The organism is Marinobacter sp. L-13 (assembly GCF_056857715.1).
In genome coordinates, this window is record NZ_JBSXNQ010000043.1 from 1 (window position 1) to 15,409 (window position 15,409).

Annotated in this window: 18 protein-coding genes; 4 read left to right on the forward strand and 14 right to left on the reverse strand. The window is 55.3% G+C overall.

The genetic code is table 11. The features are described from left to right. Positions 1-224: 224 nt before the first annotated feature. From AC13DD_RS05060 to AC13DD_RS05080, 5 genes are all read right to left on the reverse strand, one after another. Entirely contained in the window at positions 225-1,040 is an 816-nt protein-coding gene (locus tag AC13DD_RS05060; protein ID WP_104270909.1) for a TadE/TadG family type IV pilus assembly protein, read from the reverse strand. 35 nt (positions 1,041-1,075) lie between these two features. After that, positions 1,076-2,593 carry a pilus assembly protein TadG-related protein gene (locus AC13DD_RS05065; protein WP_158254286.1) on the reverse strand — a complete coding sequence of 506 codons (1,518 nt, stop codon included), beginning with the start codon at positions 2,591-2,593 and terminating at the stop codon, positions 1,076-1,078. After that, positions 2,586-3,053, reverse strand: a complete 468-nt coding sequence (locus AC13DD_RS05070) for a hypothetical protein (RefSeq protein ID WP_146083414.1) — start codon at positions 3,051-3,053, stop codon at positions 2,586-2,588. The genes AC13DD_RS05065 and AC13DD_RS05070 overlap by 8 nt, the downstream gene beginning before the upstream one ends. A gap of 71 nt (positions 3,054-3,124) precedes the next feature. Beyond that, on the reverse strand, positions 3,125-3,391 hold the full coding sequence (locus tag AC13DD_RS05075; RefSeq protein ID WP_104270911.1) for a Flp family type IVb pilin: 267 nt from the start codon (positions 3,389-3,391) through the stop codon (positions 3,125-3,127). 349 nt (positions 3,392-3,740) lie between these two features. Next, the gene (locus tag AC13DD_RS05080) at positions 3,741-5,213 is read right to left on the reverse strand and encodes an OmpA family protein (protein WP_158254287.1); all 1,473 of its coding nucleotides are present in this window, start codon (positions 5,211-5,213) and stop codon (positions 3,741-3,743) included. Between the two features lie 249 nt (positions 5,214-5,462). On the opposite strand from AC13DD_RS05080, the gene AC13DD_RS05085 reads away from it, so the two are divergent. From AC13DD_RS05085 to AC13DD_RS05095, 3 genes are all read left to right on the forward strand, one after another. Next, positions 5,463-6,062: a hypothetical protein gene (locus AC13DD_RS05085; RefSeq protein ID WP_104270913.1), complete on the forward strand. Its 600-nt coding sequence runs from the start codon at positions 5,463-5,465 to the stop codon at positions 6,060-6,062. 11 nt (positions 6,063-6,073) lie between these two features. Beyond that, positions 6,074-6,334, forward strand: coding sequence for an acyl-CoA-binding protein (locus AC13DD_RS05090; protein ID WP_053113256.1), 261 nt, complete (start codon positions 6,074-6,076; stop codon positions 6,332-6,334). 133 nt (positions 6,335-6,467) lie between these two features. Next, a complete protein-coding gene (locus AC13DD_RS05095) occupies positions 6,468-6,785 on the forward strand; it encodes a site-specific integrase (RefSeq protein ID WP_053113257.1) in 318 nt (105 codons plus the stop codon). Between the two features lie 9 nt (positions 6,786-6,794). Here the strand turns inward: AC13DD_RS05095 and AC13DD_RS05100 are convergent, their stop codons facing one another. Both AC13DD_RS05100 and greB read right to left on the reverse strand, forming a co-directional pair. Then, the gene (locus tag AC13DD_RS05100) at positions 6,795-7,256 is read right to left on the reverse strand and encodes a hypothetical protein (RefSeq protein WP_053113258.1); all 462 of its coding nucleotides are present in this window, start codon (positions 7,254-7,256) and stop codon (positions 6,795-6,797) included. 110 nt (positions 7,257-7,366) lie between these two features. Next, positions 7,367-7,882, reverse strand: a complete 516-nt coding sequence (gene greB, locus AC13DD_RS05105) for a transcription elongation factor GreB (RefSeq protein ID WP_053113259.1) — start codon at positions 7,880-7,882, stop codon at positions 7,367-7,369. A 303-nt stretch (positions 7,883-8,185) separates the two neighbouring features. Here greB and AC13DD_RS05110 point away from each other — a divergent pair, with 303 nt between their 5' ends. Continuing rightward, positions 8,186-8,467, forward strand: coding sequence for a hypothetical protein (locus AC13DD_RS05110; RefSeq protein WP_008175698.1), 282 nt, complete (start codon positions 8,186-8,188; stop codon positions 8,465-8,467). On the opposite strand, the gene AC13DD_RS05115 is transcribed toward AC13DD_RS05110, so the two are convergent. The 7 genes from AC13DD_RS05115 to ftsE all read right to left on the reverse strand — a co-directional run bounded on the left by AC13DD_RS05115 (position 8,461) and on the right by ftsE (position 15,398). Continuing rightward, the gene (locus tag AC13DD_RS05115) at positions 8,461-9,951 is read right to left on the reverse strand and encodes a HAMP domain-containing sensor histidine kinase (protein ID WP_053113260.1); all 1,491 of its coding nucleotides are present in this window, start codon (positions 9,949-9,951) and stop codon (positions 8,461-8,463) included. The genes AC13DD_RS05110 and AC13DD_RS05115 overlap by 7 nt on opposite strands. After that, positions 9,938-10,618 (reverse strand): winged helix-turn-helix domain-containing protein, encoded by a 681-nt coding sequence (locus AC13DD_RS05120; protein WP_008175694.1) that lies wholly within the window; start codon positions 10,616-10,618, stop codon positions 9,938-9,940. The genes AC13DD_RS05115 and AC13DD_RS05120 overlap by 14 nt, the downstream gene beginning before the upstream one ends. Before the next feature lie 103 nt (positions 10,619-10,721). Continuing rightward, positions 10,722-11,501, reverse strand: a complete 780-nt coding sequence (gene hyi / locus AC13DD_RS05125) for a hydroxypyruvate isomerase (protein WP_008175692.1) — start codon at positions 11,499-11,501, stop codon at positions 10,722-10,724. Positions 11,502-11,508: 7 nt separating this feature from the next. Beyond that, a complete protein-coding gene (locus AC13DD_RS05130) occupies positions 11,509-12,420 on the reverse strand; it encodes an NAD(P)-dependent oxidoreductase (RefSeq protein WP_053113261.1) in 912 nt (303 codons plus the stop codon). A gap of 236 nt (positions 12,421-12,656) precedes the next feature. Then, the gene (gene rpoH / locus AC13DD_RS05135; protein ID WP_008175688.1) at positions 12,657-13,517 is read right to left on the reverse strand and encodes an RNA polymerase sigma factor RpoH; all 861 of its coding nucleotides are present in this window, start codon (positions 13,515-13,517) and stop codon (positions 12,657-12,659) included. A 191-nt stretch (positions 13,518-13,708) separates the two neighbouring features. Further along, positions 13,709-14,716 (reverse strand): permease-like cell division protein FtsX, encoded by a 1,008-nt coding sequence (gene ftsX / locus AC13DD_RS05140; protein ID WP_008175686.1) that lies wholly within the window; start codon positions 14,714-14,716, stop codon positions 13,709-13,711. Then, positions 14,706-15,398, reverse strand: coding sequence for a cell division ATP-binding protein FtsE (gene ftsE, locus AC13DD_RS05145; RefSeq protein WP_008175683.1), 693 nt, complete (start codon positions 15,396-15,398; stop codon positions 14,706-14,708). Before ftsE ends, ftsX begins: the two co-directional genes overlap by 11 nt. Positions 15,399-15,409 lie beyond the last annotated feature (11 nt).

Sequence of the window (15,409 nt, forward strand, 5' to 3'; positions counted from 1 at the left end):
GATAACCGTCTTGACTGACTGAATAGAGAGAATCGAGACTCTATTCGGCTGGATATTGTGGATACGTTCTCGGGCCGAACTGTGATTCGACGCGGCGGGGTCACTTGCTCAAAATACTTCTGCCGCGCAGACCCCTAGAGCTGGAACACCCCAGATAACCACTGTTCTCAGTGCCCGATAAACCCACGTTCGGTAAAGGCTTCCTGATAGAGGGAGTTGTCTGATCAACATGACTGCCGCCCCCTAGCCTTCGCTAAGCGGTGGCACGGTAATCTATCCACATCGATCTTCCCCAGTTCCAGTTTTCTGAAATCTTTAAATCGCGCCAAACCAGACAGCTTACCCAAGGCTGACGCAATACCAAGATTTGAAACCAGACTGGTTGCAACGATGCCATCAATCGAATCCTCAATGCGCGCGGGGGAACCCGCATTCCAGCTTTCGGTGAGGAGCGTATTTGTGCTGCTGCTCGAAATAGCTTGCCAGCCGAAATCCAGTGCAGGAATCCAATCATGCTTCCAGGTTAATGTGGATGTCTGGAGCCCTTTTTCATTGAGATCCAAACCGAAGGCGACAACTTTGCCGAGTGCCCCTGCGACGCCACCACTGGCAGCTTTGGCGTCACTGAACGAAAAAGCCTGTAGAGCGCCAGACTCCTCCTTGAAGACCGGTCGCCGAATGCCTGCCCCCATATTTACACTCAACATAGGGTCAAGTTGACGGCCGCTTGGGGCAACCGTTCGGCCATCTTCACGACTATCGATGGGGCGTTCGGGCTCGCCCAAAACTCGCGCAACCGTCTCGTTCAGAACAACAGTGTTCACTTTTTGATGTGGGCTATTTCCAGCCGGCGACCATACTGTACGCTCCCAGGCAGCGTATCGAGCCGCTTCCTGCATCTCGTGCTGGGTATTGCCGATTTTCATCAGGAAAACGGTTCCAAGGGCCAGGGGCACTAGTACAAAACCTGCCACAACAAGAAACTCGGCCAAGGCCTGCCCTGATTGATCCCTATGCCCTCGGCATTCTGTTGTTTTCATCGATGTCACTCCCTGACATTGAAGATTCTCAAAAACTATAGAAGGGTTGCCGCCAGCCGTAACATCCGGTTCTTATCCTCAAGCTTAGACAGGCGTGGCTGCCAAAACGGATTGTAGAGGTTGCCGTATTCCCTCAAACGATCTGATCGGCGAAAAACGTTTATGCCATTCGGCCGAGAAAAGTAAGGGACGGCCTGACTCAATGCAGACAATCTGTTTTTATGCAATCCACCAGCGCCCTCAACATCGAGATTGCTGGAGCCGCTGCCAAAGTCGGTGTACTTGGACGTCCTGACGCCACTGTTTCCGTGAGGTTTCGTCAATAGTACTGCGACGCCTGGTGCTTCACTGATCAGACCGTCCTCTTTGATATCGTAGAAAGCACGCAAGCCATTAAAGACACCAGTCGATCCATTTCGATTGAACTCCAATGCCGCCAAACGAGAGGCCCAACGGTTCACTCTATAGGAGTTCGCGTAGCGGTTTCGGCCACCCAATCCCCTGAAAAAATCAAATGGTCGCTCCCCACCAGTGGCCGCAGCCCCCCAGGCGACAGGCAAGAATTCTCGCCAGGAGCGCCAACCGCATCCACTTGTCCAACTGCAACGATAATAGCTTCCATGAAAAGCCATAGTATCCATCGCTGACCAAGTGTAATAGTTGCCGTGTTCATCCGGCTTCCTGGAGCTCCCGGTCAGTTCACTGCCACCGGTTTTCTGTATCTTGACTCGGAAATCAAACGGAATGTAGACCGTTCCCATCCAATTGTAGGTTCTGTTTCTGGAGAACCCGTCCCTTGAACGCAAAGTCACCGAACGAAACTCATCCATACGGTTTTTATTTTCGGTGTACTTCTGCCGGCTGCGAGATCTCAATGTCCTTGTGACTTTTTCCGGGCTGTACCTCTGAGTGAAAGACTCATGGTTCTTAAGATATCTTTGAATAAACAATGAGTGCTGAAGGGTAATTGACCGATCAACATCGGGATCATTTTTTTTAACAACATTAGTAAATATTTCTCGCGCCATTAGTACTGTGCCGAGATGATGTATTTGTTGAGCGTTGCTGAGTTGTTGCTCTAGAAAATTGATACCGAAAATAACTACGTTGATCGCGCTATCCAACCCTCGAACTGCCGATGAAACAGCGCTTGAGATCCCCGCGAAAACTGCCCGAAGAGGCGGGAAAAAACTTGTTATATGAGACAGGTTGCTCACAAATCGATCAATAAACCTGGCCCAAGAAACTATGCTGATCGATTGCGCGATGGCGACCTGATTGGCAACCATAGCCCTATTGGTGTAAGCCTTAAAGTTAAGATCTCTGGACTCAACCGTTGCCACACTGAATGCCGCAGCATCGGATGTATTTTGCAACCGAGTCTTCTCTGAAGAAATACGACTAGCATTGAACGAGTAACTAATAATGAGCGCCAATAAAGCCAACAACGAGAGATAATAAACGAGGATACTCCCGCGTTGTTTCAAAGAATTTATGTTAGCTAAAGATCGGTTCTTGAGGCTTTTTTTTTCACATAACAACACATCAGACATCGCATGCTTTTCCATCTTCTGATTGATAGTTCACATGGATCAAAGTGCTGCCATTAATAACAAAAAGTGGATCTGTACTCTCGAAAACCCAGACTCCGGCACCATTTTTTACATCCCCGTGTTCATAAATGGCACAACTGGGATGCCCTTCGATCTCCAGATCTTCAACTCTCTGATAGATTGATGAATCTAATACTGAGCGATAGAAAGTACATACTTGTTCAACTGATTGCTTGCTTCTGATTCCGATCGTGCAGTCGGAATCTCCACCACCGCCAACAAATACGCCACCTGGTGCGAGTGGGATCGGAACATCCGAGGCTGAGGGCATTTTAACGCTCGCATCGATTTCCGAGAGTGGCGTGCCATCAGCAAAAACACCCCACTGCGCATACGGCTCTGCCACAGCAGATGATGAAACCAAGATGCCAATGGCGATCAGTAATCGCGCAGCCTTCATAATAAATCCCCGAAGAAGTTTTATGATGGTCGGGGACTGCCTTGACAGCCCCGAATATATCGCAGCAGCCTCTACTTTTGATTCCCGTCGTAGTAATTGGACAGATCTTTTTTGGTCTTGGCTGCCGTCTCCGCATTATCTGCAGAGGTTTTTGCCGCGTCCCTGGCACTCTTACCAGATTCGCCCGAAAGCTCATTGGCCAAACCGGCCATTTGCTGACGGACGGTATCGCCGAACAGACGATAAACGCCGATAGCCGCAACAGCGATGAGTGCCACGATGATGATGTATTCAGTCATGCCTTGACCGCGAATGCGGCGAATTCTTACCGATTGCATAAAAATCTCCCTGAAAAACCATTAGTCCATTAGGCAGCCAGTCAGTAGCAGCGGTATTACGGATCCATTGCCAAGGCTTTGCGGCCGACATAATCCGTGACACACGAGGGGCTATTGGGGGAACAGTGCGAAGAGAAAACCGTAAGGTAAGATACCCTAATCCGTAAGGGCAAAACTCGACTCACTTCCATGTGTTAGCCTGCTGACGTCCTGATCAGCTTGGAAGAAGACTACTCTGCCATCTCTAAACCGTCAATATTCCGTTCACGTTTATTAAAAAACCGAGAACTTAACCACATTAGCCAGTTCTTCGGCGTGCTTGCTGTTTTGGCCCGAGGGCGCAACATCATTAAAGCCTGCGAACCAGCTCGACACGCCGATTAAGACGTTTCCCTTCTTTCGACTCATTACCAGCCACCGGAGCATAAGGCCCAACGCCGGCCGCGGCCAGTCGTCCACTCTCTACCGAGTACTGGGCGGTGAGCACCTCGGCAACCGAAGCCGCCCGTCGGCCGGAAAGGCTCAGGTTATAGTCGCTTTCTCCAGTGTCATCCGTGTGCCCCACTACGTATAGATCCAGCTCGGGGTGGGAAGTCATCAGTTCCGAAATAGCCTCCAGGGCCTCAGCGGAGTTTTCCTTTACTTCAGCTGAATCCGTATCGAAATAGATTCCATAAACAAGCGCTTTACCTGATCGCTCGATTTCCTGGTAGAGCTGATCCGCATTGACCTCAATCAGGTCGTTCTCAGTGCCCGTCTCTTCAATGACAACCTGCTGCAGCCAGACTTCGCCTTCAAACCCACCCGCGTATATTCCGACCACAACGCGCCCTTCCGCAACCTCACGGCTGGCAATCAGGTAGTGAGGGTCTCGAAAATAATTCTCAACATCGCCGGTGACTGCAAGACGCTCGCCCAACGCTTCCGAAGCATCGTCTCCACCACATTCAGCCTTTTCACAGGCATACTCCAACGTAAAACCGAGCTTTTCGATCGCCTCGAGATAATTTTGAAACACCTTCAGCGTTGAAACGTTCTCTATCTGATAAGAGTGTTGAGTGATATCGCCAGTCAGGTCCAGGTTTTCAGACGCGACCCCCTCGGAGTTCAGAACGGTGAGAGGAAGCGACATTTTCTCGTACTCAACCGTTCGGGATCGGTAAAGTCGGGCGCCTGGGTATCGCGCCATCATGGGGTGATCCTGCTTCTTCTCTTCGGCTGTTCGCTGATCTCCAGTGGCCGCATCCTTGTGCGCGCGAGACAGGTACTCTTCGGAAACGGAAATCAGGGTGTTCTGGCGGGGCACCTCTTCTACAACGACCTGCTGCACCCTCACGTCACCGTCAAAACCTCCCACGAAAAGGCCGACATGCACCATGCCCTGCGCGCCAGAGAGGCTTGCCCGGAGGAAATACGGTTTACGATAAAAGTTACTGCCGAAGTAGCTGACACCAGCCACGCTCGCGGCAAGCTCATGCAGGCCTGAATCCTTATCTCCACACTCATCCAATTCACAAACCGATACCAACTGTGCACCCGATTCCTTGAGTGCACCTCTGTAGTTTTCGAATACCTTCAGCGTGGAAACACTCTCAATTTCGTAAACTATTCTTGTGAGATCACCAACCAGGGTATCGATGTGCAAATTGCCTCCAGCGTCTAGGGGCCCCGTTGGCAGGTCGACTTTCTCGTATTCGGTATAAAGCCACTCATCGATTTCTGCACCTGGATAGCGAGTCAGGAGCGGATGGTCTGGCTCTTCGGCGATCACTAATGGAGCAAAAAGAGAAAACGTCAGTAGGAAAAGCACTCTCAGAAACATGAACATTCCTTATTCAGCGTCAAGAAAGGCTGCCGATCCGGGCAGCGGCACGGCACATCATGTCACCACGCTCCCATTCGAGCAAAGCAGTGATCTGGCTGGAGCAGAGTTCTGAGACATGGGGCGTGTTTAAGGAAGGGCCAGCTTTCTGGCGATGGGGAAATATTGTAGATTATCCTCTCGCGCCGGTTTTGCTCTCCGGCTCGTAAAGGACGAGAACTACACATCCACAGAAAGAAGGAACTTTCGATGCACACCCATGCACCTCGCACGGATATCCACCGCCGTTGCCTTCAACTTTCAATGGTATTTACGCTGTGGCTGCTGGTCATGCCAGCCATGGCCGACAGCCTCAAAAGCTCTACCATTAAATCGTTTATGGCCAGCCAGCAAGAAGTCACTAATCTTCTTGACCAAATTGCGGGAAACCAGGCAACAGACTTCTCAGACGATGATGAAGACTGGAATATGGATTTCACCAGCGTATATTCGGGTTTCGTAGACGAACTCAGCAACCATCCACCCACTCTCAAAAAGGTCAGTAACGTGGTTGAGAGTCACGGCTTCGAGAACCTCGAACAGTGGAGCCGGATTGGCGACCGTATTTTCACGGCGTACATGGCAATCGACATGGAAGGCCAGCCAGCAGTTGATACAGGAGCAATGGAAAGCTACATGGCTTCACTTGAAGAGGGTCTGCCTGAAGCCGACATGCGAAACATCCGTACAATGATGGAAGGTGCCATCAGCTCCAGTGAAATGGCTCGCAACGCCCCCGTCAGGGATATTGAGGCAGTGCGGCCCCACATCGCTGAGGTGAGGGCACTTTATGAAACAGAAGCCAGATAGAGGAATCGGATATGAGTGACCTGAAAACCCGCTTCGACGAAGCCGTCAACTACATCCAGACTGCCGAGGGCGATTTCAAACCCTCCAACGAGATGAAACTGGAATTCTATGCCCTCTACAAACAGGCCACCGAGGGCGATGTGTCCGGCAAGCGTCCGGGCATGATGGATTTTGTCGGCCGCGCCAAGTTTGATGCCTGGGAGAAGCTGAAAGGCATGTCCAGCGATGAGGCCATGCAGAAGTACATCGACAAACTCGAAGCCGTGAAGTAATCGTGTTTCCAGCCCAGACTCTGGTCATAAAATGACCAGAGTCAATCTTCCTGAATTTTGCTTTGCGCTCGTAAATTGCCTGTCATAAGATGCGCGCAAAATAACAATACAAATTCATCAGGAAGAGTAATTTATGGACATCACCGAGGCGCTGGAACAATCCCAGCCAGGCCTTGTGGGCCGGGTCAAGGACGCAATCCACAAGCACAAGCTCAATCACCGCTCAGAGCAAACCTACCTCCACTGGATCACCCGATTCGTGCTGTTTAGCGATCTGAAAGATCCGGATGCGCTTGCCAACGAAGACCGCCAGCGGTTTCTGGAGTACCTCACCAATGGTATGCGAGTATCCCGGGCGCGGTTTAATCAGGCCAGCCAGGCCCTGACATTTTTCTATGAGGATGTACTGGGTAAGACGTCCGCCGGGGACAACGGCTGCGCCGCAGCCTGATAATCTGCCTCAGCGCTCGTTCATATTGATGTTCAGAGCGTCGTAGGTGCGGTTCTCGGGTGGACGGATCACGTAGTTGTTGCTGTGGGTCTGCCCGGGAATGGATTTGGGATTGCTGAACCGGAACTCCACCGGAATCTGGGAACGGCCAAGGTCGGTACGGCTGTCACCGGGGCGAAGGCCCAGCGGATCCAGGTAAAAATCGTCCTCAACCCGGGGCTTCAGCGGCACACCCGCAGCCGGGGCCGTCAAACCACCTTCGATCACCGTGTTGGCCAGGGTCTCCTCTTCCATGGAACTCAGGGGGATGGTGTCGATGGTCGAGCGCTCCTCGTACTGAAACGCACTGTCCTCACCGTCGCCCTGCGCAAACGCGCCGCCCGTATAAACCGGAACCACTAGCAGCCCCGCCAACACCAGCGGTGTGCCCACCCTGCTCTGAACGCTCCTGGCGTTTCCACGCATACCCATGGCTTTTCCCCAACAGACTATCCTGTCTGCGTACAGTTTTGACAAATTTTGATCAGTCTATCGACAAATCACACAACCTGCCCGGGCACTCGCCAATTTTGTGACATTATTCACTTGTGGTCGGCCGGTGCCTGATAGCGGATACCAACCACGAACACCGACTTCCATCCTTCCGGGGTGCGAACGCTCACTTCATCGTCCAGGCGTTTGCCAATCAGGGCCCGGGCCAGGGGTGAGTTGATGCTGAGGTAGCCTTTGTTCAGATCAAACTCGTCCGCGCCGACCAGCCGATAGGTCTGCTCATCACCGTCCTCGTCTTCCACCGTCACCCAGGCGCCAAAAAACACCTTGTCCCGGTCATCCGGCAAACGGTCAACCACGGTAAGCTCTTCCAGGCGTTTGCTGAGGAAACGCACCCGCCGGTCGATTTCCCGTAACTGCTTCTTGCCGTAGATGTACTCGGCATTCTCGGACCGATCGCCAAGGGCGGCGGCTTCACGCACGGCCTGGGTGACTTTCGGGCGCTTTACCTTCCAGAGATACTGCAATTCATCACGCAAGGCCCGCTCGCCTTCCGGCGTGATGTATCGCGGGCGGGGGCCGCCATTACCGGGAACCTGGGTCATTGGTTTTGCAACGTCCTCTGCCAGATGGGAATCAGAAATGGGAAGGGCATAAAAAAACCCCGTAAAAACGGGGTAAGGCTAGCGCTGTGCTGGAGGGAGAAGCAAGCAACAAATCGTGCAGGCTTCCAAAGCTACAGTTTCCATTATGCACAGCCTGGATTACACCGGAGTGGCCGAGGAATTACCTTTTGGTCAGGGAATATGAAGACCCGCGAAGTCGGAATTAGGTTGCACACTCTAGGTCCTGAGCATAGCGTTAGCGTCATACAGATTTTTACCGCTTCCATTCACGGAGATACCAATATGAACACTCAGACCCTGCTGAACTTGGCGCTTAATGGCGTGGATGCCATAGGCTACCGGCTGGACCAGTACGGGATTACCGGCAAGATCAACCGCCACAACATTGCGGCTTTTCTGGCGGTAGAGCAGAAGCACCTGGAAGGTGAATGGGACAGCATTCAGGTACGCGTGAACCGTCGCCGCTCCCAGGTTGAAAGGATTACTCACGAAATCGAGTCGCGCAGAGATGCATTGGTTGCCCCGGTGCTGTCGAGGATCAACCGGTTTCGCGCCAGTCAGTGAGTATTTACGCCGGTTGATTGAGAGGCGGCCCGGGTTTCCCCGGCCGCTGAATCTGCCGGCTGTTCCGCCTGGGCCGCGCGAATGCGTTTGCGGGCTTCGGTAAAGGCGGGAATCTTCACAGCCACGGTCAGCCCCGGCGACGCCTCTCCGGGATGCGTATCGCTCAGGACAATCCGGCCCTGATGTATTTCCGCAACAGCGCTCACAAGGCTCAGGCCCAGACCATTACCCGGTAAAGAACGGCTCTTGCCTACCCGGTAAAACCGCTGGAAGACCTGGTCTTTCTCGGCATCGGGAATACCGATTCCACTGTCCCGGACTTCAAACACCGCATCGGCACCCTCGCGCCGAACAGATACGCCTATAACGCCATGCTCCGGCGTATATTTGATAGCGTTATCAATCAGGTTGCTGACCATCTGGAACAGAAGGTCGCGGTCGCCCTCGATCATCACTCCGCTTTCCAGGCCCTGCTCGAACGACTGGTCCTTATCCTCAGCCAAGGCCTCATAGAGCTCACAGGCATCGGTGACCAACTCATCCAGCGGCACAGGTTTCATGTCGGCGGTATTACCACGGGTTTCCAGGCGGGCGATGCGCAACAATGCGTTGAAGGTGGCCAGCAGCTGATCGGCCTCCGCCACGGCGCGGCCGGCCTGCTCCCTCGCCTCGTCGTTATCCACCGACATCAGCGTGTTTTCAAGCTGGTTGCGGAGTCGGGTCAGGGGCGTGCGCAAATCGTGGGCAATACTGTCGGAAACGTGCCGGATGCCCTCCATCAGATACACAATCCGGTCCAGCATCTGATTGAGGTTTTCCGCCAGCTGGTCGAAATCATCGTCGGTGCCACGGGTTGGTATCCGCAGGGAAAGGTGGCCGTTCATGATCCGACGTGATGTGTTGTTGATAACCTCGATACGCCGGGTCGTACTGCGGCTCATCAGGAAGCCACCAAGCAGCGCAAGGGCAAGGGTGATCCCCATACCCCAGTTGATGGCGGTTTCAATTACCCGCTTGAGGTTAGTGAGTTCGTCGACATCCCGCCCGACCAGCAGGCGCAAGCCACCCTGAACCTCAAAGATCCGGGCACGGGCGAGGCGTTCGGGCCCGGTCCAGCCGACGGATTCGTTCAGGGTGAAGTTGATCCAGCCGCTCTCTGAACGGCTGCCTTCCGGCCAGGTCTCTATGTTGCCGGCCAGCTTCAGAAAGTCGTCGGTGGTCAGCAGATAGATGGATTTGGCGTTGGGGTCGCGGGCAACACGTTCACGGATGATGGTGATGAGGCCATTTACGCCACGGCCACGATACTGCTCCGCCAGACCGGCGATTTCCGCTTCAATGGTTTCGTCGGTCTGGGCGGTCATGAAGCCCGCCGTACGCCAGTAGATAAAGGCCAGTAACAGAAATACCGAGGTGGCGAACACCACCATGTACAGCAGGGCTAGCTGGAAGGACGAGGTCCTGAGCTGGCTAAGCAGTTTCACGTAACATGTACCCTGCACCCCGGATGGTCTGCAGTAAGGGTGTATCGAATTCCTTATCGATCTTGGCTCGCAGCCGGCTGATGTGTACGTCGATAACGTTGGTCTGGGGATCGAAATGGTAATCCCAGACTTTCTCCAGCAACATGGTCCGGGTGACCACCTGGCCGGCATTACGCATCAGGTACTCCAGCAGACGGAACTCCCGCGGCTGGACATCAATATTCTGGCCGGCCCGCTTTACCGTGCGTGCAAGCAGATCCATTTCGAGATCGGCGACCCGCAGTACGGTCTCGGTTTCCGCCGACTGCCGATTTCTGCGCACCAGGGATTCGATACGGGCCAACAATTCGGTGAATGAAAACGGCTTGGTGAGGTAGTCATCGCCGCCGCCACGCAAACCTTCCACGCGGTCGTCCACATCACCCAGGGCGCTGAGAATCAGAACCGGCACCTGGTTTCCGGTCGCACGCACGGTTTTGATAATGGACAGACCGTCCATTCCCGGCAGCATGCGATCTACAATCATGATGTCGTAATCCTCGCTGGCCGCCATCATCATGCCTTCCTTGCCATCGGCTGCATGGTCGACCACGAAGTCGGATTCCTTCAGCCCTTTGACAAGATAATTTGCAACGTCCTGATCGTCTTCGATTACCAGCGCTTTCACCGGCTCTCCTCCCGATAGCGGATTACAGTAACGACAAGGGTACGAAGAAGTTGGCAACCCGGCCAGTTACGATCTTGTAAGAGGGTGTCGCCAATGGCGACGGTCAGGCTTTCCCCGGAAACCAGCCTAGACTGTCACCGGTTGCCCCGGTAGGCCGGTATTCCGCGCTTACCCAGCCGTCATATCCCATGGCATCGATGGCCGCAAAAACATTCGAAAAGTTAATCTCCCCCGTGCCGGGTTCATGTCGCCCCGGGTTGTCCGCAAACTGAATGTGGCCGATCCAGGGCAAAAGACACTCCATGGAGCGCACCAGATCCCCTTCCATGATTTGCATATGGTAAAGGTCGTACTGCAGGCGCACGTTGTCCGCGTCGATTTCCTCGATCAGTGCGAGCACCTTGCCGGAGGTATCCAGTACGAAGCCTGGCATATCCACGCGCGAGTTAATGGCTTCCAGGCACAGGGTGATACCCTCGTCAGCCAGCCTGCCCGCTGCCCAGGCGACATTACTCACCAACGTCTGCCAGGCAATGTCATCGGAAACGTTCGCCGGCTTCAGCCCCGCAAGGCAGTTCAGCTGCCGGCAGCCAAGGGCTTTGGCATAGTCGATCGCCTGATCCACGCCGGCCTGGAACTCCTCAACCCGGTCCGGCAGGCAGGCGATGCCCCGTTCACCGGCGTCCCAGTTACCGGGCGGCAGATTGAACAGCACCTGAGTCAGCTGATTATCGCTCAGCATCTGGCCGAGTCGCTCTTTGGGGTAGGCATAGGGGAACAGGTATTCCACGCCCTCAAAACCCGCGGCCCGGGCCATGGCAAAGCGCTCGGGAAAGTCCACTTCCGTGAACAGCATGGACAGATTGGCAGCAAAACGGGGCATGGCGTGTTTACTCCTTCGGTCCGCGGCCAAGGGAGCCAAGCAGGGCACCGTTCAGATGCTCCAGCTCCAGCAACAGGCCACTGTGGTCGACATCACTGTGGCCATTGGCCACCAGCGACAGGTATTCATTGTGCGTCTGTTGAGCCAGGGGCAGGGTCAACCCTTCCGCACGGGCCTCATCCAGAATCATCCGCATGTCCTTTAGCTGGATCCGAGCCGGCGCGCCGGGTGCAAATTCCCGGTCGATCATCCGCTGGCCATGGAGCTCCAGAATCCGGCTACCGGCAAACCCGCCCAGCAACGCTTCCCGCACAGCGGCAGGATCGGCACCGCCTTTCGCCGCCAGCAAAAGCGCCTCGGACACAGCACCAATGGTGATACCAACAATAGCCTGATTGGCCAGCTTCGCCAGTTGCCCCGCGCCAACAGGACCAATCCGCGTGCACTTGCCGAGCGCCTCGAACACCGGCCGGGCGCGATCCACATCCGCTTCCGAGCCACCCGCCATGATACTCAGGCGGGCTTCAGCCGCGCCCACAGTCCCCCCGGACACCGGCGCATCCACATACCCAGCGCCCTGCTCTGCAACCAACTCGCCATGCCGCCGGGCCACGGAAGGTTGAATTGAACTCATATCAATCACCAGCGCGCCCGGCTTCAGGGCATCAATCGCGCCCTGGGCGACCAGCACCTGCTCCACCACATCGCTGTTCTCCAGCATGGTGATCACCACATCGGCATTGGCAACCGCTTCCGCCGGGGATTCGGCGATCACCGCCTCAGAGGCAAACGGCTCGCACTTGCTGGACGTGCGGTTCCACAGAGTCATTGGAAAACCCGCGTTCAGGAGGTTACGGGTCATGGGCGCGCCCATCAGGCCGATGCCAAGGAATGCGATATGAAGGTGTTTATGAGTCATTTTTCAGGCCTTGTACGAAGGTTGGAGAAGGGATTGGGTGGGCCTTTCCAGAACCGTGCGGAGCCATGGATGGCGGAGCCGAGCGTACATGGATGTATTCACAGCGTGTTTTGGAAAGGCCCACCCAATCGCTTCTGCACCCAGGTCAAGTTTCCGATTATACAAACAAAAACGCCACCAACCGGAACCGGTGGTGGCGTTTTTACGACTCAAGTATTCAGTGGCTAGCCAATAACTCAGGCCACCTCTGACATCTGCATGCGAATCTTCTTCATCGCATTTTTCTCCAGCTGCCGGATACGCTCGGCCGAGACGCCGTACCTGTCGGCCAGCTCGTGCAGGGTCGACTTGCTTTCAGACAACCAGCGCTCCCGGAGAATATCCTGGCTGCGCTCATCCAATTGCCCCAGAGCCTGCATCAGCCGGCCATTGGAATCGTCCGACCAATCCGCGTTCTCAAGCTGGGTCGCCGGGTTGCTGCGAGCGTCTTCCAGATAGTACGCAGGCGCCTGATAGGCGTTGTCGTCATCGTCGTCCTGAGGACCGTCAAAGGCGGTATCCTGAGACGCCAGCCGGCCTTCCATTTCGCGGACGACCCTGGGCTCGACACCCAGATCCTCGGCAACAGCGTTCAGCTCATCATGGCTGAGCCACGCAAGCTTCTTCTTCTGGCTGCGAAGGTTAAAGAACAGCTTACGCTGGGCCTTGGTGGTGGCCACTTTAACAATCCGCCAGTTACGCAGGATAAACTCGTGAATCTCTGCCTTGATCCAGTGCACCGCAAAAGACACCAGCCGCACACCGTACTCAGGATTGAAGCGCTTGACCGCCTTCATCAGGCCAACGTTGCCTTCCTGGATCAAATCCGCCTGAGCGAGGCCATAGCCGGAATAGCTCCGGGCAATGTGAATCACGAAGCGCAGGTGGGACATAACCAGCTGACGGGCGGCTTCCACATCGCCCTCGTAATGGAGCCGTTCAGCCAGCTCCCGCTCTTCGTCAACTGTGAGCACCGGGATGCGGCTCGCAGCCTGAATATAAGACTCGAGATTCTGACCCGGAACCAGTCTGTCAACCAGTTGTAAACTCGTACCCATGCTCTAACCTCCGAACCCAACGGCCCTAAATATATCAATTACTCTTTAGACCGCCAAGAACCCTGAAAGTTCCCGAAATTCCCAGTAAAACGTTATAAAACAACTATCTGGGAAATTCACCGTGGCTTTACTATCTAACAACTTACGCCAATAGAAGCTGTCTCTTCAATACGGTTTTCCCGTTATTCGGATCATGCTCCTCCGGCAATATCACCCGGCTCCATGTCATCCAGATGACGCTTCACGGCCACCCAAGCGCCTAGCCAGCCTAGCAGCATCGAAACAATTATCAACGCCAGGGCGCCATCAATGTGCAGCCCATCCAGGGAAAAGTCGCTCCTGTACAGGCCTGCCAGCCGCTCTATGGGCCCGCTGAGCCACCAAAGTGACAATTGCAGTAATATCAGGGCAACAATCCCACCACCGAGCCCGAACCAGGCGCCGGTGTACAGAAAGGGCCTGCGAACGAAGCTGTCTGTTCCGCCCACCAGCTTCGCAACCAGAATCTCGTCCCGACGGCTCTCGATTGAAAGCCGTACGGTATTGCCGATCACCAGCACAACCGCCGCCGCAAGCAGGATCGCCAACGCCCAGACAGCACGGGCAAGAAGATCCGTCATGGCGTTCAGCCGCTGCAACCAGCCCAGGTCTACCTGAACCCGCTCTATGCCTTCCATGCCCTCGATAAACCGCACCAACCCCTCAACACCCTCAGTGGACCGGGCGCCCTCTTCCGGGGTAATCAGCAGGGTATGTGGCAGCGGATTATCCTCGAGATAGTCCAGAGCATCTTCCAGGCCCGATGAAGCGCGGAACTCCGCAAGCGCCTGGTCGCGATCCACCAGCTCAACACCTGCCACCCGGCCGTCTCCGGAAATCTCGTTACCCAGCACTCGGGCTCGTTCGAGAGGCACATCCAACTCGATATAGGCGGTCACCCGGGCGCTGCTCTCCCAGCCTGCGCTGACTCCCTGAAGACTGGTCAGCAGCAACAGCAATGCCACTGGCAGCGCCAGGGCAACCCCCATGACCGTCCACGTCATCAGACTCGCCACCGGTGTATGCAAAAGGCGGTTGGCACTGTCCCTGGCGACCTTGCGGTGATGGATGAAATAACTTTCTGCCTGCTCACGCCAGGGCGCGCGAGCCTGGTTGGCGCCGCGGGTAGGCTGTGCTTTCTTGCGGGGATCAGCGGCCATGGACACCTCCCCCGAGAACTGGCGTGCCGCCGGCCACCAGACGGCCATGATCCAGCTTCAGTGTTCGACGCCCCATCTCGTTGATCAGGGCGATGTCGTGGGTTGCGATCAACACGGTCACACCCACTTGGCTGAACTGCCCGAACAGATTCATGATGTCCGCAGACAGAGCCGGGTCCAGGTTACCCGTGGGCTCATCCGCCAGCAGCACCGGGGGTTTGTTCACCACCGCCCGGGCAATACCCACGCGCTGCTGCTCCCCGCCAGAGAGCTGCATCGGGTTCATTTTTTCCTTCTGCAGCAAACCCACCTTGTCCAGGGCCGCGCGCACGCGGCGACCCGTATCTCTGGGGGAGGCGCCCATGACTTCCAGTGGCATGGCGACGTTGTCGAACACCGTGCGATCAAACAACAGTTGGTGGTTCTGGAAGACCACGCCAATGTGACGACGAATGTAGGGAATCTGGCGTCGGGGCAAACGGTTCAGAACCTGCCCCCCAACCACCACTTCACCGGCACTGGGGCGCTCCATCACCATGATCAGCTTCAGAAGGGTACTCTTGCCGGCGCCGGAATGGCCGGTCAGGAACGCCAGCTCGCCGCGTTCCAGGCCAAAATTGACCTGTCGCAGAGCGGTGTGATCACTGTCGTAACGCTTGGTGACCTGGCGAAACTCAATCATGGGCGGCTTCC